At 64.4% G+C, this 20,220-nt stretch carries 24 protein-coding genes; 19 read left to right on the top strand and 5 right to left on the bottom strand.

Going from position 1 to position 20,220, the window contains the following annotated elements; all coding sequences use genetic code 11:
- Window position 1: 1 nt before the first annotated feature.
- The 7 genes from ACSVIK_RS19230 to ACSVIK_RS19200 all read left to right on the top strand — a co-directional run bounded on the left by ACSVIK_RS19230 (window position 2) and on the right by ACSVIK_RS19200 (window position 5,510).
- Window positions 2-1,123, top strand: coding sequence for a protein-glutamate methylesterase/protein-glutamine glutaminase (locus tag ACSVIK_RS19230; protein WP_442445826.1), 1,122 nt, complete (start codon window positions 2-4; stop codon window positions 1,121-1,123).
- 25 nt (window positions 1,124-1,148) lie between these two features.
- Window positions 1,149-1,889 carry a flagellar motor protein gene (locus ACSVIK_RS19225; RefSeq protein WP_268178229.1) on the top strand — a complete coding sequence of 247 codons (741 nt, stop codon included), beginning with the start codon at window positions 1,149-1,151 and terminating at the stop codon, window positions 1,887-1,889.
- 12 nt (window positions 1,890-1,901) lie between these two features.
- Window positions 1,902-2,705 (top strand): flagellar motor protein MotD, encoded by an 804-nt coding sequence (motD, locus tag ACSVIK_RS19220; RefSeq protein ID WP_442445825.1) that lies wholly within the window; start codon window positions 1,902-1,904, stop codon window positions 2,703-2,705.
- 82 nt (window positions 2,706-2,787) lie between these two features.
- Window positions 2,788-3,576 carry a ParA family protein gene (locus ACSVIK_RS19215; RefSeq protein WP_442445824.1) on the top strand — a complete coding sequence of 263 codons (789 nt, stop codon included), beginning with the start codon at window positions 2,788-2,790 and terminating at the stop codon, window positions 3,574-3,576.
- 84 nt (window positions 3,577-3,660) lie between these two features.
- Window positions 3,661-4,512 carry a chemotaxis protein CheW gene (locus tag ACSVIK_RS19210; RefSeq protein ID WP_442445823.1) on the top strand — a complete coding sequence of 284 codons (852 nt, stop codon included), beginning with the start codon at window positions 3,661-3,663 and terminating at the stop codon, window positions 4,510-4,512.
- 95 nt (window positions 4,513-4,607) lie between these two features.
- Window positions 4,608-5,087 carry a chemotaxis protein CheW gene (locus tag ACSVIK_RS19205; RefSeq protein WP_268178225.1) on the top strand — a complete coding sequence of 160 codons (480 nt, stop codon included), beginning with the start codon at window positions 4,608-4,610 and terminating at the stop codon, window positions 5,085-5,087.
- A 3-nt stretch (window positions 5,088-5,090) separates the two neighbouring features.
- Complete coding sequence (locus tag ACSVIK_RS19200) at window positions 5,091-5,510, top strand: DUF2802 domain-containing protein (protein WP_268178224.1); 420 nt, start codon at window positions 5,091-5,093, stop codon at window positions 5,508-5,510.
- 978 nt (window positions 5,511-6,488) lie between these two features.
- Here the strand turns inward: ACSVIK_RS19200 and ACSVIK_RS19195 are convergent.
- Window positions 6,489-6,836, bottom strand: a complete 348-nt coding sequence (locus ACSVIK_RS19195; RefSeq protein WP_442445822.1) for an EscU/YscU/HrcU family type III secretion system export apparatus switch protein — start codon at window positions 6,834-6,836, stop codon at window positions 6,489-6,491.
- Entirely contained in the window at window positions 6,833-8,302 is a 1,470-nt protein-coding gene (fliK, locus tag ACSVIK_RS19190) for a flagellar hook-length control protein FliK (protein ID WP_442445821.1), read from the bottom strand. The genes ACSVIK_RS19195 and fliK overlap by 4 nt, the downstream gene beginning before the upstream one ends.
- Here fliK and ACSVIK_RS19185 point away from each other — a divergent pair.
- The 11 genes from ACSVIK_RS19185 (at window position 8,301) to ACSVIK_RS19135 (ending at window position 15,950) form a co-directional block, all read left to right on the top strand.
- On the top strand, window positions 8,301-8,429 hold the full coding sequence (locus ACSVIK_RS19185) for a hypothetical protein (protein WP_442445820.1): 129 nt from the start codon (window positions 8,301-8,303) through the stop codon (window positions 8,427-8,429). The genes fliK and ACSVIK_RS19185 overlap by 2 nt on opposite strands.
- A gap of 184 nt (window positions 8,430-8,613) precedes the next feature.
- Entirely contained in the window at window positions 8,614-9,258 is a 645-nt protein-coding gene (gene ccmA, locus ACSVIK_RS19180; RefSeq protein ID WP_442445819.1) for a cytochrome c biogenesis heme-transporting ATPase CcmA, read from the top strand.
- Window positions 9,255-9,926, top strand: coding sequence for a heme exporter protein CcmB (ccmB, locus tag ACSVIK_RS19175; RefSeq protein ID WP_268178220.1), 672 nt, complete (start codon window positions 9,255-9,257; stop codon window positions 9,924-9,926). Before ccmA ends, ccmB begins: the two co-directional genes overlap by 4 nt.
- 94 nt (window positions 9,927-10,020) lie before the next feature.
- Entirely contained in the window at window positions 10,021-10,776 is a 756-nt protein-coding gene (locus ACSVIK_RS19170) for a heme ABC transporter permease (protein ID WP_442445818.1), read from the top strand.
- On the top strand, window positions 10,773-10,949 hold the full coding sequence (ccmD, locus tag ACSVIK_RS19165; RefSeq protein ID WP_442445817.1) for a heme exporter protein CcmD: 177 nt from the start codon (window positions 10,773-10,775) through the stop codon (window positions 10,947-10,949). Before ACSVIK_RS19170 ends, ccmD begins: the two co-directional genes overlap by 4 nt.
- The gene (ccmE, locus tag ACSVIK_RS19160) at window positions 10,946-11,434 is read left to right on the top strand and encodes a cytochrome c maturation protein CcmE (protein ID WP_442445816.1); all 489 of its coding nucleotides are present in this window, start codon (window positions 10,946-10,948) and stop codon (window positions 11,432-11,434) included. The genes ccmD and ccmE overlap by 4 nt, the downstream gene beginning before the upstream one ends.
- The gene (locus ACSVIK_RS19155) at window positions 11,431-13,401 is read left to right on the top strand and encodes a heme lyase CcmF/NrfE family subunit (RefSeq protein WP_442445815.1); all 1,971 of its coding nucleotides are present in this window, start codon (window positions 11,431-11,433) and stop codon (window positions 13,399-13,401) included. The genes ccmE and ACSVIK_RS19155 overlap by 4 nt, the downstream gene beginning before the upstream one ends.
- Window positions 13,398-13,937, top strand: a complete 540-nt coding sequence (locus ACSVIK_RS19150; protein WP_442445814.1) for a DsbE family thiol:disulfide interchange protein — start codon at window positions 13,398-13,400, stop codon at window positions 13,935-13,937. The genes ACSVIK_RS19155 and ACSVIK_RS19150 overlap by 4 nt, the downstream gene beginning before the upstream one ends.
- A complete protein-coding gene (locus ACSVIK_RS19145; RefSeq protein ID WP_442445813.1) occupies window positions 13,934-14,419 on the top strand; it encodes a cytochrome c-type biogenesis protein in 486 nt (161 codons plus the stop codon). Before ACSVIK_RS19150 ends, ACSVIK_RS19145 begins: the two co-directional genes overlap by 4 nt.
- The gene (gene ccmI / locus ACSVIK_RS19140) at window positions 14,416-15,627 is read left to right on the top strand and encodes a c-type cytochrome biogenesis protein CcmI (RefSeq protein WP_442445812.1); all 1,212 of its coding nucleotides are present in this window, start codon (window positions 14,416-14,418) and stop codon (window positions 15,625-15,627) included. Before ACSVIK_RS19145 ends, ccmI begins: the two co-directional genes overlap by 4 nt.
- The gene (locus tag ACSVIK_RS19135) at window positions 15,624-15,950 is read left to right on the top strand and encodes a hypothetical protein (protein WP_442445811.1); all 327 of its coding nucleotides are present in this window, start codon (window positions 15,624-15,626) and stop codon (window positions 15,948-15,950) included. The genes ccmI and ACSVIK_RS19135 overlap by 4 nt, the downstream gene beginning before the upstream one ends.
- 72 nt (window positions 15,951-16,022) lie before the next feature.
- Here ACSVIK_RS19135 and ACSVIK_RS19130 read toward each other — a convergent pair whose 3' ends face one another.
- Together ACSVIK_RS19130 and ACSVIK_RS19125 are read right to left on the bottom strand one after the other, a co-directional pair.
- Window positions 16,023-17,480, bottom strand: a complete 1,458-nt coding sequence (locus ACSVIK_RS19130; RefSeq protein WP_442445810.1) for an SLC13 family permease — start codon at window positions 17,478-17,480, stop codon at window positions 16,023-16,025.
- Between the two features lie 82 nt (window positions 17,481-17,562).
- Entirely contained in the window at window positions 17,563-18,408 is an 846-nt protein-coding gene (locus ACSVIK_RS19125) for an ion transporter (protein ID WP_268178211.1), read from the bottom strand.
- 175 nt (window positions 18,409-18,583) lie between these two features.
- Here ACSVIK_RS19125 and ACSVIK_RS19120 point away from each other — a divergent pair, with 175 nt between their 5' ends.
- Window positions 18,584-19,555, top strand: a complete 972-nt coding sequence (locus ACSVIK_RS19120) for an aldo/keto reductase (RefSeq protein WP_442445809.1) — start codon at window positions 18,584-18,586, stop codon at window positions 19,553-19,555.
- 1 nt (window position 19,556) lies between these two features.
- Here the strand turns inward: ACSVIK_RS19120 and ACSVIK_RS19115 are convergent, their stop codons facing one another.
- The gene (locus ACSVIK_RS19115) at window positions 19,557-20,075 is read right to left on the bottom strand and encodes an O-acetyl-ADP-ribose deacetylase (protein WP_442445808.1); all 519 of its coding nucleotides are present in this window, start codon (window positions 20,073-20,075) and stop codon (window positions 19,557-19,559) included.
- Window positions 20,076-20,220: the final 145 nt, after the last annotated feature.

The raw sequence follows: 20,220 nt of genomic DNA, 5'->3' as shown, positions 1-20,220 counted from the left end.
TATGGCTGTCAAGGTTCTGGTGGTGGACGACTCCGGCTTCTTTCGCCGGCGTGTTACGGAAATTCTGTCCGCCGACCCCAGCATTCAGGTAGTGGGTACGGCCACCAACGGGCGTGAAGCGATCGATCAGGCGCTGGCTCTCAAGCCGGACGTGATCACCATGGATTACGAGATGCCGATGATGGATGGCATCACGGCCGTGCGTAACATCATGCAGCGTTGCCCGACCCCGGTGTTGATGTTCTCTTCGCTGACGCACGAAGGCGCGCGGGTCACCCTCGATGCGCTGGATGCAGGGGCGGTGGACTTCCTGCCGAAGAATTTCGAGGACATCTCGCGCAACCCGCAGAAGGTTCAGCAGATGCTCTGCGAGAAGGTGCACACCATCGCGCGCAGCAATCGTCGTTTCAGCTCCGCAGCCGTGGCGCCGGCAGCCGTTGCTACACCCGCACCGGCCTCGCCGCGCCCAGCCGCGCCTGCCCGGCCGGTACCTGCACCGGCACCGGCGGCGCCCGTGCGTACCCCGGCAACTGGCGGCCATTCTGCCGCGCCCAAGCGCAAGGCCTACAGGCTGGTGGCCATTGGCACCTCCACCGGCGGGCCGGTGGCCCTGCAGCGCGTGCTGACTCAACTGCCCGCCAATTTTCCGGCCCCCATCGTGCTGATCCAGCACATGCCGGCGGCCTTCACCAAGGCCTTCGCCGAGCGCCTGGACAAGCTATGCCGAATCCAGGTCAAGGAGGCCGAGGATGGCGACATCATGCGCCCTGGCCTGGCGCTGCTGGCGCCGGGCGGCAAGCAGATGATGGTCGATGCCCGCGGCGCGGTGAGAATCCTGCCGGGTGACGAGCGTCTCAACTACAAGCCTTGCGTCGACATCACCTTCGGTTCGGCTGCCAAGTCCTTCCATGACAAGGTGCTGGCCGTGGTGCTCACCGGCATGGGGGCCGATGGTCGCGAGGGCGCGCGTCTGCTCAAGCAGAGTGGCAGTCAGGTCTGGGCTCAGGACGAGGCCAGTTGCGTGATCTATGGCATGCCGATGGCGGTGGTCAAGGCCGATCTGGCCGATGCGGTCTACGACCTCGACGAGATCGGTCGCCACCTGACCGAGGCCTGTCAGTGATGATGCTTGATGCGGGCGAGCCTGCATGGATGTTCTGAGCCTCATTGGCGTCATCCTGGCGTTCGTCGCCATTCTCGGCGGCAACTACCTCGAAGGCGGGCATGCTTCGGCGCTGCTCAATGGCCCGGCAGCGCTGATCGTCATTGGCGGTACCCTGGGGGCGGCCTTCCTGCAGACGCCGATCAACGTGTTCAAGCGCTCGATGAGCGTGCTGCGCTGGATCTTCTTCCCGCCGCGCATCGACCTGCTCGGCGGTATCGAGCGCGTGGTCGGCTGGAGCACGGTGGCGCGCAAGGAGGGGTTGCTCGGCCTGGAGGCGGTAGCTGACGCCGAGCCCGATGCCTACGCGCGCAAGGGCTTGCAACTGCTGGTCGATGGCGCCGAGCCGGAGGCCATTCGCAGCATTCTCGAAGTCGATCTCTACACCCAGGAAGCACGCGACATGCAGGCGGCCAAGGTGTTCGAGAGCATGGGCGGCTACGCGCCGACCATCGGCATCATCGGTGCGGTGATGGGGCTGATTCACGTCATGGGTAACCTGGCTGATCCCGCTATGCTCGGCAGCGGCATTGCCGTGGCGTTCGTGGCGACCATCTACGGCGTCGGCTTCGCCAACCTGCTGCTGTTGCCGGCGGGCAACAAGCTCAAGTCCATCGCGCTGCGCCAGTCGCGTTATCGCGAGATGCTCCTGGAGGGCATCCTGTCGATTGCCGAAGGCGAGAACCCGCGTTCCATCGAGCTGAAGCTGCAAGGCTTCATGGACTGATGGAGGTATGGCATGGCGCGCAGACGGCATCAGGAAGAACACGAGAATCACGAACGCTGGTTGGTATCCTACGCCGACTTCATCACCTTGCTGTTCGCCTTCTTCGTGGTGATGTACTCGATCTCCTCGATCAACGAAGGCAAGTACAAGATTCTTTCGGATTCCCTGACCGGGGTGTTCAACCAGCCGGATCGTTCGGTCAAGCCCATCCCTGTCGGAGAGGAGCGCCCGCGTGGCTCGCAGGCGCCGGACGACGACAGCGAGATGACCGACAATACCCTGCGCAGCATCGCCTCCAGCGTGCGTGACGCCTTTGGCGATCTGCTGCAGAGCGATCAGTTGACCATCCGTGGCAACGAGATGTGGATCGAGATCGAGCTGAGTTCGAGCCTGCTGTTTCCCAGTGGTGATGCCTTGCCCAACGACAAGGCGTTCGACATCATCGAGAAGGTCGCCAAGATTTTGGCGCCTTACGAGAACCCGGTGAAGGTGGAAGGCTTCACCGACAACCTGCCGATTCAGACCAGCCAGTTCCCAACCAACTGGGAGTTGTCTGCGGCACGCGCTGCCAGCATCGTGCGCATGCTGGCCATGGATGGCGTCAAGCCTGCACGTTTATCCGCAGTGGGGTATGGTGAATACCAGCCGGTAGCCGACAACTCCACGCCCGAGGGGCGTGCGCGCAACCGCCGTGTGGTACTGGTAATCTCGCGTGATCTGGATAACCGCCGCAACAGCGGCAGTACGGCGGCTCAGCAAGGCGGTGCTGGCACGCAACCTGCTACAGCGCCAGGGCAGGGGGCCGCGCAACCGTGAGCCGTCAATTTATCGGTCACCGTGCGGTATCGGTGACAGCCATTCTCGGCTTCAACGCGTCGCGCCGGGAGGATGAGAGAACATGAAAGTCTGGGCAGTAGCCAATCAGAAAGGTGGTGTCGGCAAGACCACCACGTCCATCGCCCTGGCAGGCCTGTTGGCCGATGCCGGCAAGCGTGTGATCGTCGTCGACCTCGACCCGCATGGGTCCATGACCAGTTACTTCGGGCACGACCCCGATGTGCTGGAACATAGCTGCTTCGACCTGTTCCTGCATCAGGGCAACGTGCCGCAGGGCCTGCCCAAGCAACTGCTGCATGGCACCAGCCATGACAACATCGCCCTGCTGCCTTCGAGCACTGCCCTGGCCACGCTGGAGCGCCAGTCGCCCGGGCAGAGCGGCCTCGGCTTGGTCATCGCCAAGAGCCTGGCGCAGCTCTGGGAAGACTACGACCACGCCATCATCGACAGCCCGCCGCTGCTCGGCGTGCTGATGGTCAACGCCCTGGCTGCCAGCCAGCAACTGGTGATTCCGGTGCAGACCGAGTTTCTCGCGGTCAAGGGCCTGGAGCGGATGATCACCACGCTGACCATGATCAACCGTTCGCGCAAGCAGGCACTGCCCTATACCATCGTTCCGACCCTGTTCGATCGGCGTACCCAGGCTTCGATGAGCACCCTTAAACTCTTGCGCAACACCTATCCCGACAACCTCTGGCCGGCCTACGTGCCGGTGGATACCCGTCTGCGTGATGCCAGCCGGGCAGGGCGCACGCCGTCGCAGTTCGACCCCACCAGCCGTGGCGTGATCGCCTATCGCGCGCTGCTCAAGCACCTGCTGAACCATCAGCCTGCCGCGCAGGTAGCCTGAAATGCCGGTCTATGCTGAACTGCACTCAAGCCGGGTCACTGTGCGGCCGATAAGCTGTACAGGTTTTCATCACGGGATTCATCCATGAGTCGTCCCCTCGCCACCGCCACGCGCTCGCAACTGGCTCTGCAGTCCTACCTCGACGGTCTGCTGCAGGAAGCCGCCGTCGAGCTGGAAATGTCCGTCAGCCTCGACGAGTTCGAGGCGGCGGTGCTCGAAGAACAGATACGCGATGCTCGTATGGTGCCGCCCGTGGCCAAGCCTGTGCTGGTCGAACCCCTGGCGAAGCCGGCGCCCGTCGAGCCGCTGGTGCAGCCAGCACCGGTGGTACCCGAGGTGCGCGCAGTACCCCTGGAGCCCGAGGTGCAGGCGCCTGCGCCAGTGATCGAGCTGGCACCGCCGGTGACGGCAACGCAAGGCGAAGCGCCCACGCCGCCGCTTGGCCCTTCGCTCGATGGCAGACCTGCCTGGGCCGAGGAGCCGTTCGAGTGCCTGTTGTTCGATGTCGCCGGCCTGACCCTGGCCGTGCCACTGGTCTGCCTGGGCTCGATCTATCCGCTCGAAGGCCAGGAGCTGACGCCGCTGTTCGGCCAGCCGGACTGGTTTCTCGGCCTACTGCCCGGCCAGTCTGGCAACCTCAAGGTGCTGGATACGGCGCGCTGGGTAATGCCCGACCGTTATCGGGACGACTTCCGCGAAGGCCTGCAATACGTGATTTCCGTAGGCGGCTACGAGTGGGGATTGGCGGTGCACCAGGTCAGCCGCTCGATCCGCCTCGACCCCAGCGAGGTGAAGTGGCGCAGTCAGCGTACGCAACGCCCCTGGCTGGCGGGCACTGTGATCGAGCAGATGTGTGCCTTGCTCGACGTCGAAGCCCTTGCCGAATTGATCGCCAGCGGTGCCGTCAAGGGCATGGCTGGTGGAAAAGCACACTGAGAATTGGTGAGTCCGGGCAAACGGGCTCTATAGTTAATGACAAGCGGGTTCAACCGCGCGTGCCGCACTGAGCGGTTTTTGACGAGGCTAGGGACATGAAGAAAAGTTCTGCACAAGGTGCCGAAGATCCGATTCTGCAGTGGGTGACCTTTCGCCTGGACAACGAAACCTACGGCATCAACGTGATGCAGGTGCAGGAAGTCCTGCGCTACACCGAGATCGCGCCGGTGCCGGGGGCGCCGAGCTACGTGCTGGGCATCATCAACCTGCGCGGCAACGTGGTCACCGTGATCGATACCCGCCAGCGCTTCGGCCTGGGCTCGGCGCCGGTCACCGACAACACCCGTATCGTCATCATCGAGGCCGACAAGCAGGTGGTGGGCATCCTGGTCGACAGCGTCGCCGAGGTGGTCTACCTGCGCCAATCGGAAGTCGAGACGGCGCCGAACGTTGGCAACGACGAGACGGCCAAGTTCATCCAGGGCGTGTGCAACAAGAACGGCGAACTGCTGATTCTGGTCGAACTGGACAAGATGATGTCCGAGGAAGAGTGGTCGGAGCTGGAGAGCATCTGAGCCATGTCCGAGTTCGCCATGCTCGCTGCGGCCCTGGCCTTGGTGGCGCTGCTATGTGTGGCATTGGGCATCGTCTGCAACGGCCTGTACCGCAGTCAGCAACGCTTGCTGGCGGAGCAGGCCAAGCGCGACGCCGTGCGCGATGCGCGGATTCGCGAGCTGACCAAGCGCCTGGACGCCTACCTGACCGGCAGCATCCGCATGGGTGAGGAGCTGCACGAGCTGCGTCGTGTGGTGGCGCCGTTGCCGGACAAGGTCAGCCAGATCGAACAGCGCGACCCCAACAGCCTGTCCTTCACCCAGGCGGCGCGCCTGGTGGGCATGGGCGCCAGTGTCGATGACCTCACCCAGTCCTGTGGCTTGAGCAAGGCCGAGGCCGAGCTGATCAGCCGCTTGCATCAGCCGCGCAGCAAACAGGTGTAACTCCCAATATTCAGGTTCTTCGCGGAATCTCGGGAAAAACAGTATTGACACTGGACTGGCAATACGGGGTGTTGGTTGTTCTTGTGTCTGTTCCGAATTGCCGCGTTTTTGTTGATGTTTTTTGTTTCGCCCTCCCGGGCGAGTCACTTTTGACGGGCAAAAGTAACCAAAACCCTCCGCCCGGTCATCCGGCCCTGGCTGCGCCAGGGTTCGCTCACTCCATCGCCGTTCCAGAGGCCCGCCGCGGTGGGCCATCCCTGGCCCATCGCGGCTCTCGCGGCATCCATGCCGCTCAACCTCTTCCACGACGATTCCGTTCGCCCTCCTGGGCGGGCTCTGCACGCGCCTGAACCCGAGGTAACCCAGAAGCAGTGCGGAATGCTTGAAGGGGCAGCCGTAGGGCGGACTCAGGAGCGCCAGCGAACAGTCCGCCGGGCCATGTCCAGTTCGGCACCACGGCTCACGTCCAATACTCCCACCAACGGCGTACTGCTCCGCGAGTACGCCCTACGCGAATGAAACTATTGGTTTAACTCGACGACCCAGTCGCGAGTTCACAGCTACCAGAACACGCCGCGCATGCTCGGAACAACTGTACGTTCAGGCGCGCTAACTCCCCCTTCAGGAGGCCGAACGTAGGCATTGCGCAGGGGGCGAGTGGCATGGATGCCACGAGATACCGATGGCGGCCCCGCGTAATGGGTCAGGGATGGCCCATGTACGCCGACCCCGGAGCGGTGCCGGAGTGAGGGGAGACGAGCGAAGCGAGACCCGGATGGCGGGGGTGCGTTTCTTTTGCTTACTTTTCTTTGCGCTGGGCGGCAATCCGATTTCAAAGAAAAGTGAGTCGCCCGAGGGGGCGAAACAAGAAGTTTCCGAACACACCGAAGCGGCGTCCAGAACACCAAATAACACACAAACTCGCCAGCCCGGTGTCAACCAAGCATTCCCCCAAAAATGCGAAGAACCAATATTCACTTATTTGGGCGCCGGGCCAGAAAGGCGGGGCAGGGGCGGGGTGACGTCGCGCTCGTCCTCTGGCGCCTGGAAACCTGGTGGCGTCTTGCCCTTGAGGTGCCAGGCGAAGGCGATGATCTCGGCAATGCAGCGGTACAGCGATTCGGGGATGGCATCGCCCAGCTCCAGGCGTGCCAGCAGACGCACCAGCTCGGCATTCTCGTAGATCGGCACTTCGTATTCGCGGGCGATGGCGAGGATGGCCTCGGCCAGTTCGTCGTCACCCTTGGCGCTGAGCAAAGGCGCGCTCTGCCCGTCGTAGTTGAGGGCGATGGCCTGGCGAGCGGCGGGTTGTTGTTTGCGGCTCATGCGGTTTCATCCACCCAGCGTTGTTCCAGCGAGGTCTTCGGCCCCTGCGGTGGCATGCCCTGGCTGCAGGCCAGTTCACCGACCTCCAGGCCGGCAGCCTGCAGGCGCTCACGCAGGTTGCCCAGCTCGGCGTTGATCAGCGCCGTGGTTTCGGCCCGCTCGGCCCATAGCTGGCTGGACAGGCTGCCGCGCAACAATTGCGCACGTACCTGCAGTGGGCCCAGATGTTCCAGGTCGAAGGCCAGGTCGATGCGCCAGAGGGTTTCCTTCTGTTCGTTCTTCTGCCCCTTGGCATTGCCTTCTTCGCGTTGCAGCTTGATCTGCAGCGGGATGATCTCCTGCTGGTGGCGCATGGGCAGTTCCAGTTGCCAGGTGGTCAGCAGGTTGCCATTGGCATCCACCTGGGTCTGCGCCAGGCTCGATAACTGGTGGGTCTGCAGGCGGGAAATGGCTGCGGCGGCCAGCTTCAGCAGGGCTTCCAGATCGGCTTCACCTTCTTCCATGTTCTGCAGCAGGCGCGAGGGCAGGGGGAAGCTCAGTGCCTGTTGGCGGGCCGAGCTGCCGCTGCTGTTGATACCCAGCATCTGCCGCGCCATGGCCGGCAGGTTCTGGCTGACGGCGCCCTGCAGCCCGGCCAGGGTGGCGGCACCGCCCGGCGTTTGCGGCAGCACCTGGGCGATCAGGCGCAGCAGGTTGGCTTTCAGATCCTGTGGCAACGCGCTGGTCTGGCCATGCAGCAGCTTGGCCTCGAGCAGCGCTCCGCTGCTTTCCAGGGCCTTGGCCAAGCCCTTGGCGGTGCTGAGCTGATCGCTGCTGGGCAGGGCTCCGAGCAGTTTGTCGATGCTGGTACGCAGGCTTTCATCGCCTCCGGCCAGGTTCTGCAAGCCTTTGAACAGGCCCTCCAGAGATCCCTGGCGGTTCTGCTGGGCGGCCAGTTGCTGGCCCAGCACCAGTTGATCCAGGCGGCCGCTCAAAGGCAGGAAGCTCAGGCTCTGGCTGCCTTGCACCTGAGCGCTGAGCAGGCTGCCGACTGGCAATGGCATGGGGCTGTCGACGGCCAGCTTGCTGCCGGCCAGCGGCGTGTTGAGCAGGTTGACCAGCAGGCGATAGACCTGCTGGGCGTTCTGCGCGGGCAGAGGCAAGGGCTCACGGCTGATCACCTTGCCCTGCACCAGAGTGCCGAGAGGCAGTTGTTGCAGGTCGAGGCTGGTCAGCGCCTTGTCGCCCCCAGCCTGCAGCGCCAGGGCCAGGCGGGTGTCGGACAGCGCGGTGACCACCAGGGCGCTGCCCTGGGCTAGCGGGCGCGGGCTCTCGGCTTGCAGGGTGGTCTGCTTGCCACCTTCCAGGGTCAGTTTCAGTAGCAGTTGGAAGCTCTGCGCCTGCTCGCGCACGGCCACCACTTCGGCCTTGGCGCTTTCCCCGGCGGCCAGCATGCCTTCCAGCGGCTGCAGCAGGCGCACGGCCATGTCCGCCGCCGTCGCGCTGCTGCGAATTGGCGGCGAGGAGGGGGGAGGAAGCGGGCGTGGGCTGCTGATCTCGCTCATGGGTTCTCAGGTGTCGGGTGGCGTACTGCTGCGCGAGTACGCGCTATGACCGGTTTGTCTGTTTGCATGGGCGCGCTACTGGGTTCACCCTACGCGATTCACACCCTGTCGAAAATGCCGACTGCGGGTGCCGTGCTGTGACATGTATAATGCCGCCCCGTTGCGTACAGCGCTTCCGGCACGCCTCAGTATAGCGGCCGAACCATCGCCGACTTGAACCCTGCCAGGTATCGATGACCTCTTCCGTTCCTCTTCTCGAAGCCGTGGCGCTCTCTTGTGAGCGGGACTGGCGCATGCTCTTCGAGCATCTGGCGTTTCGCCTCGACAGTGGCGACATGCTGCAGATCAGCGGCCCCAACGGCAGCGGCAAGACCAGCCTGCTGCGCCTGATAGCCGGGCTGCGTCAACCGACCGCCGGGGACATCCTGCTGCAGGGACGGGCGCTGGCCGAGCAGCGCGGCGAACTGGCGCGCAATCTGCTTTGGATCGGCCATGCTGCCGGCATCAAGGGCCTGCTCACGGCTGAAGAGAATCTCGCCTGGCTCTGCGCCCTGCATCGCCCGGCCAGCCGCGAGGCGATCTGGCAGGCGCTGGAAGCGGTTGGCCTGCGCGGTTTCGAGGACGTGCCCTGCCACACCCTGTCCGCCGGCCAGCAGCGCCGTGTGGCCCTGGCGCGCCTGTATCTGGATGACACACCGCCACTGTGGGTGCTCGACGAGCCCTTCACCGCGCTGGACAAACACGGCGTGGCGCAGCTCGAAGCGCACCTGGCCAGCCATTGCCAGCGTGGCGGCGTGGTGGTGCTGACCACCCATCACAGCCTGCAGCACAAGCCGGCTACCTACCGCGAACTCGATCTGGGGCAGCACGCCGCATGAGCAACGTCTTCACTCAATTGCTCAGTCGCGAGATGCGTTTGCTGGCCCGTCGTCCGTCGGATCTGGCCAACCCGCTGGTGTTCTTCGCCATCGTCATCGCCCTGTTCCCTCTGGCGGTGGGGCCGGAGACGCAATTGTTGCAAACCCTTTCCCCTGGCCTGGTCTGGGTGGCGGCGCTGTTGGCCGTGCTGCTCTCGCTGGACGGGCTGTTCCGCAGTGATTTCGAGGACGGCTCGCTGGAGCAGTGGGTCCTTTCGTCGCACCCCCTGCCTCTTCTGGTGTTGGCCAAGGTGCTGGCACACTGGCTGTTCAGCGGCCTGGCGCTGGTATTGCTGGCGCCCTTGCTGGCCTTGATGCTCGGTTTGCCCGGGCGTTGCCTGCCGGTGCTGCTGATCTCCCTGCTGCTCGGCACTCCGGTGCTGAGCCTGCTTGGCGCGGTGGGCGCAGCGCTCACCGTCGGCCTCAAGCGCGGCGGCCTGCTGCTGGCGCTGCTGATTCTGCCGCTGTACATCCCGGTGCTGATTCTCGGTAGCGGAGCATTGCAGGCGGCCCTGCAAGGATTGCCGGCGAGCGGCCACCTGTTGTGGCTGGCGAGCCTCACTGCCCTGGCGGTGACCCTGACACCTTTTGCGATTGCCGCCGGCCTGACCATCAGCGTTGGCGAATAAGAACGAACCGTGATGTAGCCCGGATGCAATCCGGGAGCTCTCGATAGCCTCCCCGGAGTTCCTCCGGGCTACGTGTAGATGATGAGTCGAGCGAATGAACTGGACGTGGTTTCACAAATGGGGTTCGCCCAAGTGGTTCTATGAGATGAGCGGTCGTTGGCTGCCCTGGCTCAGCGTCGCCGCCATGCTGTTGATCATCACAGGCCTGGTCTGGGGCCTGGCCTTCGCGCCACCGGACTACCAGCAGGGCAACAGCTTCCGCATCATCTACATCCATGTGCCGGCCGCCTTCCTGGCGCAGTCGATCTACGTCATGCTCGCCGTCGCCGGCCTGGTCGGCCTGGTGTGGAAGATGAAGCTGGCCGACGTGGCCCTGCAGCAGGCCGCGCCTATTGGCGCCTGGATGACCTTCATCGCGCTGATCACCGGCGCCATCTGGGGCAAGCCGACCTGGGGCACCTACTGGGTGTGGGACGCGCGCCTGACTTCCATGCTGATCCTGCTGTTCCTCTACTTCGGCGTCATTGCCCTGGGCAACGCCATCAGCAACCGCGACAGCGCGGCCAAGGCCTGCGCCGTGCTGGCCATCGTCGGCGTGGTCAACATTCCGATCATCAAGTACTCGGTGGAGTGGTGGAACTCGCTGCACCAGACCGCCACCTTCAAGCTCACCGAGAAGCCCGCCATGCCCGTTGAAATGTGGTTGCCGCTGTTGCTCGGGGTATTGGGTTTCTACTGCTTTTTCGGCGCCGTGCTGCTCTATCGCATGCGTCTGGAAGTGCTCAAGCGCGAGTCGCGCAGCAGTTGGGTGAAGGCCGAAGTGCAGAAGCTGGTGGAGGGGCGCGCATGAGCTTTTCCTCGTTCGCCGAATTCCTTGCCATGGGCACCCATGGCGCCTACGTCTGGAGCGCCTATGGCATCAGCCTGGTGGTTCTGGCGTTGAATGTGGCATTGCCGATCCTGGCGCGCCGCCGTTACCTGCAAGACGAGGCGCGCCGTTTGCGCCGGGAGAAGTCCAAGTGAATCCGGTTCGCAAGAAACGCCTGTACATCGTTCTGGCCATCCTCTGCGGTGTGGGCATCGCCGTGGCACTGGCGCTCAGTGCGCTGCAGCAGAACATCAACCTGTTCTACACGCCGACGCAGATTGCCAACGGCGAAGCGCCGGAAGGCACCCGCATCCGCGCCGGTGGCCTGGTCGAGGAGGGCTCGGTGAAGCGCTCGGCCGATTCGTTGGAAGTGGACTTCGTGGTCACCGATGGCGCCCATGAGGTGACCATCCGTTACCACGGTATCCTCCCGGATCTGTTCCGCGAAGGGCAGGGCATCGTCGCCCTCGGCCGGGTCAACGGCGACGGCGTGCTGGTGGCCGACGAGGTGCTGGCCAAGCACGACGAGAACTACATGCCGCCGGAAGTGATGCAGGCGCTGGAAAAGAGTGGGATGAAACAGCAGCACGACGCGGCGACTGCCGGCAAGCAGGGTTACCAGCAGGAGAACGCGCAATGATCCCCGAGCTCGGCCAACTGGCAATGATCCTGGCCCTGTGCCTGGCGTTGGTGCAGGCCACCTTGCCGCTGATCGGTGCCTGGCGTGGCGACCACCAGTGGATGAGCCTGGCGCAGCCGGCGGCCTGGGGGCAGTTCGCCTTCCTGGCATTCTCCTTCGGCTGTCTGACCTACGCGTTCATGGTGGACGATTTCTCCGTCGCCTACGTGGCGCACAACTCCAACACGGCGCTGCCCTGGTACTACAAGTTCAGCGCCGTGTGGGGCGCGCATGAGGGCTCCTTGCTGCTGTGGGCGCTGATCCTGGGGGGCTGGACTTTCGCCGTGTCGATCTTCTCGCGCCATCTGCCAGAGGAAATGCTGGCTCGCGTGCTGGCGGTGATGGGCATGATCAGCGTCGGCTTCCTGCTGTTCCTGATCATCACTTCCAACCCCTTCGAGCGCCTGCTGCCCAACGTGCCGGTCGACGGTCGTGACCTCAACCCGCTGCTGCAGGACTTCGGCCTGATCGTGCATCCGCCGATGCTGTACATGGGCTATGTCGGCTTCTCCGTGGCCTTCGCCTTCGCCATCGCCGCGTTGCTCGGCGGCAAGCTGGACGCCGCCTGGGCGCGCTGGTCGCGGCCCTGGACCATAGTCGCCTGGGCTTTCCTTGGCATCGGTATCGCTCTCGGTTCCTGGTGGGCCTACTACGAACTGGGCTGGGGCGGCTGGTGGTTCTGGGATCCGGTGGAGAATGCCTCGTTCATGCCCTGGCTGGTGGGCACCGCGCTGATCCATTCGCTGGCGGTGACCGAGAAGCGTGGTGTGTTCAAGAGCTGGACCGTGCTGCTGGCCATCGCCGCCTTCTCCCTCAGCCTGCTCGGTACCTTCCTGGTGCGCTCCGGCGTGTTGACCTCGGTGCACGCCTTCGCCACCGACCCGGAGCGTGGCGTGTTCATCCTCGCCTTCCTGCTGGTGGTGGTCGGCGGTTCGCTGGCGCTGTTTGCGCTGCGCGCGCCTGTGGTGCGCAGCCAGGTGGGCTTCGGCCTGTGGTCGCGCGAGACGCTGCTGCTGGTGAACAACATCGTGCTGGTGGTATCCGCCGCGATGATTCTGCTCGGCACGCTCTATCCGCTGGTGCTCGATGCCCTGACCGGTGCCAAGCTGTCGGTCGGCCCGCCTTACTTCAATGCTCTGTTCCTGCCGCTGATGGCGCTGCTGATGGCGGTGATCGCCGTGGGTGTGCTGGTGCGTTGGAAGGACACCCCGCTGAAATGGCTGGGCAGCATGCTGACCCCGGTACTGGTGGCCAGCGCGGTGTTGGCCGTGATCGCCACCTTCCTCCATGGCGATTTCCACTGGGCGGTGCTAGCAGTCTGCCTGCTGGCCTTCTGGGTGGTTCTGGCTGGCGTGCGCGATGTACTCGACAAGACCCGTCACAAAGGCCTGCTCAAGGGCCTGCCGAGCCTGGGTCGCAGCTACTGGGGCATGCAACTGGCGCATTTCGGCTTCGCCTTCTGCGCCCTCGGCGTGGTGCTCACCAGCCTGGGCAGCTACGAGCGTGACTTGCGTATGGCGCCGGGCGATTCGGTGGAGCTGGGCGGCTATCGTTTCCAGTTCGAGGGTGCCGTGCATCACGAAGGCCCCAACTTCATTTCCGACAAGGGCACGGTGCGCGTCTTCGACGGCGAGCGGCAGATCAAGGTGCTGCACCCGGAAAAACGCCTGTACACCGTGCAGCAGGCCACCATGACCGAGGCGGGCATCGACGCCGGCTTCACCCGTGACCTCTTCGTCGCTCTCGGTGAGCCGCTGGAGCAGGGCGCCTGGGCCGTGCGCATCCATATCAAGCCCTTCGTGCGCTGGATCTGGCTCGGCGGCCTGCTGATGGCCTTCGGTGGCCTTCTCGCCGCTGCCGACAAGCGCTATCGCATCAAGGTCAGAACCCGGGTGCGCGAAGCACTGGGCATGGAGGCAACCGCATGAGACGTCTGTTACTGCTGCTGCCGCTGCTGGCGTTTCTGGCGATGGCCGTGTTCCTCTATCGCGGCCTGTTCCTCGATCCGTCCGAGCTGCCTTCGGCGCTGATCGGCAAGCCGTTCCCGGCGTTCAGCCTGCCGTCGGTGACCGATCCATCCCGTACCCTGACCGAGGCCGACCTCAAGGGCAAGCCCGCGCTGGTCAATGTCTGGGGCACCTGGTGCCCATCCTGCCGCCATGAGCATCCGGTACTGAACAAACTGGCCGAAGCCGGCGTGGTCATTCATGGCATCAACTACAAGGATGAACGTGAGCCTGCGCAGAAGTGGCTGCGTGACCTGCACAACCCTTACCAGCTCAACATCGAGGATGCCAAGGGCACCTTGGGGCTGGATCTGGGGGTTTATGGCGCGCCAGAAACCTTCTTCATCGATGCCAAGGGCATCATCCGCCACAAATACGTCGGCGCCATCGACGAGCGCATCTGGCGCGAACAACTGGCGCCGATCTACCAGCAACTGGTCGACGAGGCCCAGCAATGAAGCGCCTGCTGATCGCCACTGGTCTGGCGCTGGGCCTGCTGGCCAGCGCCCATGCCGCCATCGACACCTACGAGTTCGCCAACGAGGCGGAGCGTGAGCGCTATCGCACGCTGGTCGAGGAACTGCGCTGCCCCAAGTGCCAGAACCAGAACATCGCCGACTCCAATGCGCCGATCGCCATGGATCTGCGCAACGAGGTCTACCAGATGCTCGAAGCGGGCAAGACGGACGCGCAGATCATCGATTTTCTCGTCGCCCGCTACGGTGACTTCGTTCTCTACAACCCGCCCGTGACCAGCCGCACCCTGCTGCTCTGGTACGGCCCGGCCGGCCTGCTGCTGATCGGCTTCGGCGTGCTCGGGGTGATCGTCCTGCGCCGCCGTGGCCAGAAAGCGCGCCCGGACAATGGCCTCAGCACTGACGAAAAGCAGCGCCTCGCCGCACTGCTCGAACAAGCCTCTCAGGACAAGAAAGACCGATGATCGATTTCTGGTTACCCGCCGGGCTGCTGTTGCTCACTGCCCTGGCCTTCCTGCTGATCCCCGTGCTGCGCGTGCGCAAGCTGCAGGCCGAGGAAGACCGTACCGCCCTCAACGTCACCCTCTATCAGGAGCGCCTGCAGGAGCTGCAGACCCAGCACCAGCGCGGCGTGCTCGACGATGCCGGGCTGGAAGCCGGCCGTGCCGAGGCTGCGCGCGAGCTGCTCACCGACACCGAAGGCATGCAGCGCCGTAGCAGCGTGCTGGGCAGCAAGATTCCGCTGCTGGCGGCGATCCTGGTGCCGGTGCTCGGCGTGGGTCTGTACATGCACTGGGGCGCCCTGGAGCAATTGCAGCAGGCCCGCGAAATGGCTGCGCAGCAACCGCAGAGCATCGAGGAAATGACCGCCCGCCTGGAGCGTACGGTGCAGGAGCAGCCGGAGTCCGCCGAAGCCTGGTACTTCCTCGGCCGTACCTACATGGCGCAGGATCGTGCCGCCGACGCCGCCAAGGCCTTCGAGAAAGCGGTGGGCCTGGCAGGCCGCGCGCCCGAGCTGCTCGGGCAGTGGGCCCAGGCGCTGTACTTCGCCAATGGCAAGCAGTGGAACGCGCAGTTGCAGGCGCTGACCGACGAGGCGCTGAAGGCGGATGCGGAAGAAGTCACCAGCCTCGGCCTGCTCGGTATCGCCGCCTACGAAAGCCAGCGCTATGCCGATGCCGTGCGCTACTGGGAGCGCCTGGTCGCGGTATTGCCCGAGCAGGATCCGTCGCGTGCCGCCATCGCCAGCGGCATCGAGCGTGCCCGCCAGCAGATCGGCGAGGGCGAGCAAGCCAGCGCTGCCAGCGAGCCTGCGGCCAAGGTACAGGCCCTGGAGGTCAGCGTCTCGCTGGCGCCCGAGGTGCAGGCGCAGGTCAAGCCGGACGATGCCGTGTTCATCTTCGCCCGTGCCCTCAGCGGCCCGCCCATGCCACTGGCGGTCAAGCGCCTGAAGGTGTCCGACCTGCCGGCGCAGGTCAGCCTGTCCGATGTCGATGCGATGATGCCGGAGCTGAAGCTTTCCCGATTCGACCAGGTGCAACTGGTGGCCCGTGTTTCGCGGGCCGGCAATGCCACCCAGGGCGAATGGACGGGGCAGGTCGGGCCGGTCTCCAGCAGCGCCGGTGATGTGCAGAAGCTGTTGATCGACAGTCCCGAGGCCAAGGCACAATGAAACGACTGGCGCTGCTGTGCACGCTGAGCCTGGCGCTGGCCGGCTGTGCCGGCCTGCAGCCAGGGGCACCGGGTTCCCCCGCGCCTGATGTGCAGCAACCGGCGCACCCGCGCTACGCACCGCCGCCCGGGGTCAAGAGCCACTGGAGCCCGGCATTGGGCGTCTATGTGGTGGAGGGTGCGCATGATCTGTTCTACCGCGAGCGCATCTTCTACCGCTGGAATGGCGGCTGGAGCTGGTCGCCGCAAGCCGCTGGCCCCTGGACGGAAACCGATAGCTCGGGTATTCCGCCGGGCTTGTTTCGGCATTACCAGAATCGTTGAGGCGAAACTCGGCAAACACGCGATATGACAACGGCGCCCGCAGGCGCCGTTGTCATCTCTGCTGAGTCCGGCTCAATGCGCCCAGATCAGCCCCACCAGCAGATAGCTGATCACCGTCACCAGCAGCACCCCGAACAGGTTGAGGGCGAAGCCGGCCTTGATCATCGATTGGATGCGCATATGCCCGGTGCCGAACACGATGGCATTGGGCGGCGTCGCCACCGGCATCATGAAGGCGCAGCTCGCGGCGATGGCGGCGGGAATCGCCAGCAGCTCGGCAGGCATGCCTTGCGACACCGCCAGGGCGCCCAGCAGCGGTAGGAAGGCGGCTGCGGTGGCGGTGTTGGAGGTCACTTCGGTAAGGAAGATGATCACCAGCACCACCACGCCGATCATCGCGATCACCGGCAGTGCGCCCAGCGCACCGAGGCTCTGCGCGATCCACTCGGCCAGGCCGGTGCTGCGGATCACCCCGGCCAGGGACAGGCCGCCACCGAACAGCAGCAACACGCCCCAGGGCAGTTTGCTGGCGCTTTCCCAATTCATCAGGAACACGCGCTGCTTGCTGTCCACCGGGATGATGAACAAGGCTAGCGCCGCGGCGATGGCAATGCTGGTGTCATTGACCCCTGGCACCCAGTCGCCGATCAGCGGCTGGAACACCCAGGCCAGTGCGGTGATCACGAATACCAGGGCCACCAGTTTCTCGCCACGGCTCAAGGGGCCGAGCTCGGTCAACTCGTTGCGGATCAGTTGCGTGCTGTCGTGCCCGGCCAGGTTGAAACCGCCACGGGTCAGCCACCACCAGATGAATACCAGCATCAGGCTCGCCACCGGCAAGCCAATCAGCATCCACTGGCCGAAGCCGATCTGCACCTCGTAATTTTCCTCGAGGAAGGCCGCGAGCAGGGCATTGGGCGGCGTACCGATAAGAGTGGCGATACCGCCGACGCTGGCGGCATAGGCGATGGCCAGCAGCAGGGCGGTGGCGAAACGTTCACGCTCGGCGTTGCTGGCAGCCTGTTCGCCCGCCAGCAGGCCGATCACCGACAGGCCGATGGGCAGCATCATGATGGTGGTGGCGGTGTTGCTCACCCACATGCTGAGAAAGGCGGTGGCCAGCATGAAACCGGCGATCTGCCGGCTCGGCTTGCTGCCTACTGCCAGCAGGGTCATCAGGGCGATGCGCTTGTGCAGGTTCCAGCGCTCCATGGCCAGGCCGAGGATGAAGCCGCCGAGGAACAGGTAGATGGTCGGGCTGGCGTAGGGGGCGGTGGCAGCGTTGAGGCTGTCGATGCCCAGGGCGGGTACCAGCAGGATCGGTAACAGCGAGGTGGCCGGAATCGGAATGGCCTCGGTCGACCACCAGGTGGCCATCAGCAGCGTCAGGCCAACGGTGGCCCAGGCGGTGGCGGACAAGCCGCTGGGCGGGTCGGTGATCAAGCACACCAGCAGGAGCAAGGGCCCCAGGATCAGACCGATCCAGGCAGCCTTGGCTGGTGCCGTGGCATTGTTGGTGGTGACTGCCATCAGGCGCATCCTTCAGCTAAAAAGGCGGTGTTATAGCTCAGTGAGCGCCTTTCAGACCACGCATGGGGCCCATGGTTTTACTTCAAGCTGTGTCCACGTCCTCGTGCTTGCGACTGAACAGCGGCCCTCCGCAACGGTTGCAGAAGGCTGCGCTGTGTTCGTGAAAGGGTTTGCGGCAGTGCGGGCAGTCATGCTCCATCGAGCCGTCCTGGCGCATGGCGTTGGCCAGCTCGGCGGTGAAGATGCCGGTGGGCACGGCGATGATCGAATAGCCGGTGATCATCACCATGGTCGCCAGCATCTGGCCCACGGGTGTCTGTGGGGTGATGTCGCCAAAGCCCACCGTGGTCAGTGTCACCACCGCCCAGTAGATGCTGATGGGAATGCTGGTGAAGCCGTTGCTCGGCCCCTCGATCACATACATCAGCGCGCCGAACACCGTGACCAGGGTGGACACCGTGACCAGGAAGACCACGATCTTCTGCCGGCTGCCGCGTAACGCCACCAGCAGGAAGTTGGCCTGGTTCAGGTACTGGCGCAGCTTGAGCACGCGGAAGATACGGATCATGCGGATGGCGCGGACGATCATCAGGTACTGCGCATCGGCGAACACCAGCGCCAGGATGGCCGGCAGCACGGCGAGCAGATCCACCAGGCCGAAGAAGCTGAAGGCATAGCGCATGGGTTTGGGTGAGCAGTACAGGCGCAAACCATATTCGATGGCGAACAGGGCGGTGAAGAACCACTCCAGCGCGCTGAACAGCTCGGCGTGCTGGCTATGGAAGCGCTCGACGCTATCGAGCATCACCACCACCAGGCTGGCCAGGATGGTCACCAGCAGCCAATTGTCGAAGCGCTGCGCCGCCGGCGTACTGGTCTCGAAAATGATGATGTAGAGGCGTTGACGCCAGCTCTGCTGCTTATCCATGGCCATGTCCTAAGTGGGCGAAGGGGCACAGCCTAGGCAGGAAGCGACTGGCAGGGCAAGGGAGGGAGTGTCTGTCGGATTTCCTCTCCGGTGTGACGAGCGGTCGAGCACAACGGCCGAACGAATGGTCGCCTGTTCCTGTCCTCAGCAAACACACCCATGAACAGGAGGCAGCATGCGTATCACGCTCCCAACGCTCGGCTTCGGTGGCGCGCCGCTCGGCAACATGTTCAAGGCGGTACCCGAAGAGCAGGCTCAGGCCACCCTGGAAAACGCCTGGCAGGCCGGTATTCGCTACTACGACACTTCGCCCCATTACGGCGCGGGATTATCGGAAATGCGCTTCGGCAAATTGCTCAGCGGCAAGCCGCGCGACCAGTTCGTGCTAAGCAGCAAGGTGGGCCGGCTGTTGCAGCCAGCCAATCAACCCGAGAACGCCAAGCCCTTTACCCAGGAGCTACCCAACCGTCGGGTGATCGATTACTCGGCCGACGGTGCGCGGCGCTCCATCGAGAGCAGTCTGGAGCGTTTGGGCGTGGATCGCCTCGATGTGGTGTTCATCCATGACGTTTCCGAAGACCAGCACGGCCCCAAATGGCGCGAATACTTCGCCGAGGCCATGCAGGGAGCGGCGGTGGCGCTTACCCGCATGCGCGAAGAGGGCATGATCCGTGGCTGGGGCCTTGGCGTGAACCTGGTCGAGCCCTGTCGTCTGGCGCTGGAGCAGGCCGACCCGGACGTGTTCCTGCTGGCAGGGCGCTACACGCTGCTCGATCACCGTGAAGCGCTGGATACCCTGTTTCCCGAATGCGCCCGGCGTGATGTCGGCATCGTCGTCGGCGGGCCGTTCAATTCGGGGGTGCTGGCTGGCGGCGAGCATTATGAGTACGACCGCATCCCCGAAGACATCCGCCGCAAGACCGAGCAACTGCAGGTGCTGGGCGAGCGCTTTGGTGTCGATATCCGCGCGGCGGCGATGCAGTTCTGCCTGGCCAACCCGGTGGTGCAATCGGTCATCCCCGGCAGTGCTACCCCGGCTCGCCCGGCGCAGTATGTGCGCCTGCTGGAGGCGGCGATTCCCGCGGGCTTCTGGCAGGCGCTGCGCGAGCAGGGCATCCTGCCCGAGGATGCACCGTTGCCGCGCTGATTCAATGCTGCTGCTCGGCCAGTACCTGCTGGTAGATCGCCAGATCGCTGGCCGAGAAGCAGCAGAACAGCACTTCGTCGATCCCTGGATGGCGGGCCAGTTCCTCATGAACCGTGGTCACGGCCAGGCGGGCCGCAGCTTCGATGGGGTAGCCGTAGATGCCGGTGCTGATGCTGGGAAAGGCAATGGAGCGGGCGCTACATTCGGCAGCCAGGTGCAATTCGTTGCGATAGCAGGCTTCGAGCAGGGCGGGTTCACCCTCGCTGCCGCCGTGCCAGACCGGCCCGACGGTATGGATGATGAACGCGGCGGGCAAGCGATAACCGCGCGTGCGCTTGGCTTCCCCTGTTTTGCAACCGCCGAGTAGGCGACATTCGTGTAGCAGCTCGTTACCGGCTGCGCGGTGGATGGCGCCGTCCACGCCACCGCCACCCAGTAGCGATGAATTGGCGGCATTGACGATGGCATCGACCTTCAACGTGGTGATATCGGCCTGGATAGCCAGCATTCGAGCGCTCATTGGCGAACTCCTGCTTTCGTTCAGTGGTGATGGCTATGAGTGTGCTGTGCATGTGCCGAAATTCGCTAGGCAGGTTGTGCCGCAAGTCCAGCCATGCAGACCTTGGCAAGCTTACACGGGGGTATCTCCCATTGCTCCCTGGCGT

It is taken from the genome of Pseudomonas sp. NCHU5216, from assembly GCF_052156495.1.
GTDB lineage: Bacteria > Pseudomonadota > Gammaproteobacteria > Pseudomonadales > Pseudomonadaceae > Aquipseudomonas.
The sequence above is the reverse complement of the archived record's forward strand: the minus strand, read 5'-3'. Positions and strand labels throughout refer to the sequence as shown.

Excerpts from the sequence above, each read along its gene's own strand:
- motD (WP_442445825.1), top strand. The coding sequence starts at position 1,902 with ATGGCGCGCAGACGGCATCAGGAAGAACACGAGAATCACGAACGCTGG.
- fliK (WP_442445821.1), bottom strand. The coding sequence starts at position 8,302 with ATGGCCGTGCGCCTGCTGCAGCCGCTGGAAGGCATGCTGGCCGCCGGG.
- ACSVIK_RS19200 (WP_268178224.1), top strand. The coding sequence starts at position 5,091 with ATGTCCGAGTTCGCCATGCTCGCTGCGGCCCTGGCCTTGGTGGCGCTG.
- ACSVIK_RS19145 (WP_442445813.1), top strand. The coding sequence starts at position 13,934 with ATGAAGCGCCTGCTGATCGCCACTGGTCTGGCGCTGGGCCTGCTGGCC.
- ACSVIK_RS19155 (WP_442445815.1), top strand. The coding sequence starts at position 11,431 with ATGATCCCCGAGCTCGGCCAACTGGCAATGATCCTGGCCCTGTGCCTG.
- ACSVIK_RS19205 (WP_268178225.1), top strand. The coding sequence starts at position 4,608 with ATGAAGAAAAGTTCTGCACAAGGTGCCGAAGATCCGATTCTGCAGTGG.
- ACSVIK_RS19225 (WP_268178229.1), top strand. The coding sequence starts at position 1,149 with ATGGATGTTCTGAGCCTCATTGGCGTCATCCTGGCGTTCGTCGCCATT.
- ACSVIK_RS19150 (WP_442445814.1), top strand. The coding sequence starts at position 13,398 with ATGAGACGTCTGTTACTGCTGCTGCCGCTGCTGGCGTTTCTGGCGATG.
- ACSVIK_RS19195 (WP_442445822.1), bottom strand. The coding sequence starts at position 6,836 with ATGAGCCGCAAACAACAACCCGCCGCTCGCCAGGCCATCGCCCTCAAC.
- ccmI (WP_442445812.1), top strand. The coding sequence starts at position 14,416 with ATGATCGATTTCTGGTTACCCGCCGGGCTGCTGTTGCTCACTGCCCTG.
- ccmD (WP_442445817.1), top strand. The coding sequence starts at position 10,773 with ATGAGCTTTTCCTCGTTCGCCGAATTCCTTGCCATGGGCACCCATGGC.
- ACSVIK_RS19170 (WP_442445818.1), top strand. The coding sequence starts at position 10,021 with ATGAACTGGACGTGGTTTCACAAATGGGGTTCGCCCAAGTGGTTCTAT.
- ACSVIK_RS19185 (WP_442445820.1), top strand. The coding sequence starts at position 8,301 with ATGTCCGCCGCCGTCGCGCTGCTGCGAATTGGCGGCGAGGAGGGGGGA.
- ACSVIK_RS19210 (WP_442445823.1), top strand. The coding sequence starts at position 3,661 with ATGAGTCGTCCCCTCGCCACCGCCACGCGCTCGCAACTGGCTCTGCAG.
- ACSVIK_RS19120 (WP_442445809.1), top strand. The coding sequence starts at position 18,584 with ATGCGTATCACGCTCCCAACGCTCGGCTTCGGTGGCGCGCCGCTCGGC.
- ACSVIK_RS19125 (WP_268178211.1), bottom strand. The coding sequence starts at position 18,408 with ATGGATAAGCAGCAGAGCTGGCGTCAACGCCTCTACATCATCATTTTC.
- ACSVIK_RS19130 (WP_442445810.1), bottom strand. The coding sequence starts at position 17,480 with ATGGCAGTCACCACCAACAATGCCACGGCACCAGCCAAGGCTGCCTGG.
- ccmB (WP_268178220.1), top strand. The coding sequence starts at position 9,255 with ATGAGCAACGTCTTCACTCAATTGCTCAGTCGCGAGATGCGTTTGCTG.
- ccmA (WP_442445819.1), top strand. The coding sequence starts at position 8,614 with ATGACCTCTTCCGTTCCTCTTCTCGAAGCCGTGGCGCTCTCTTGTGAG.
- ACSVIK_RS19115 (WP_442445808.1), bottom strand. The coding sequence starts at position 20,075 with ATGAGCGCTCGAATGCTGGCTATCCAGGCCGATATCACCACGTTGAAG.
- ACSVIK_RS19135 (WP_442445811.1), top strand. The coding sequence starts at position 15,624 with ATGAAACGACTGGCGCTGCTGTGCACGCTGAGCCTGGCGCTGGCCGGC.
- ACSVIK_RS19215 (WP_442445824.1), top strand. The coding sequence starts at position 2,788 with ATGAAAGTCTGGGCAGTAGCCAATCAGAAAGGTGGTGTCGGCAAGACC.
- ACSVIK_RS19230 (WP_442445826.1), top strand. The coding sequence starts at position 2 with ATGGCTGTCAAGGTTCTGGTGGTGGACGACTCCGGCTTCTTTCGCCGG.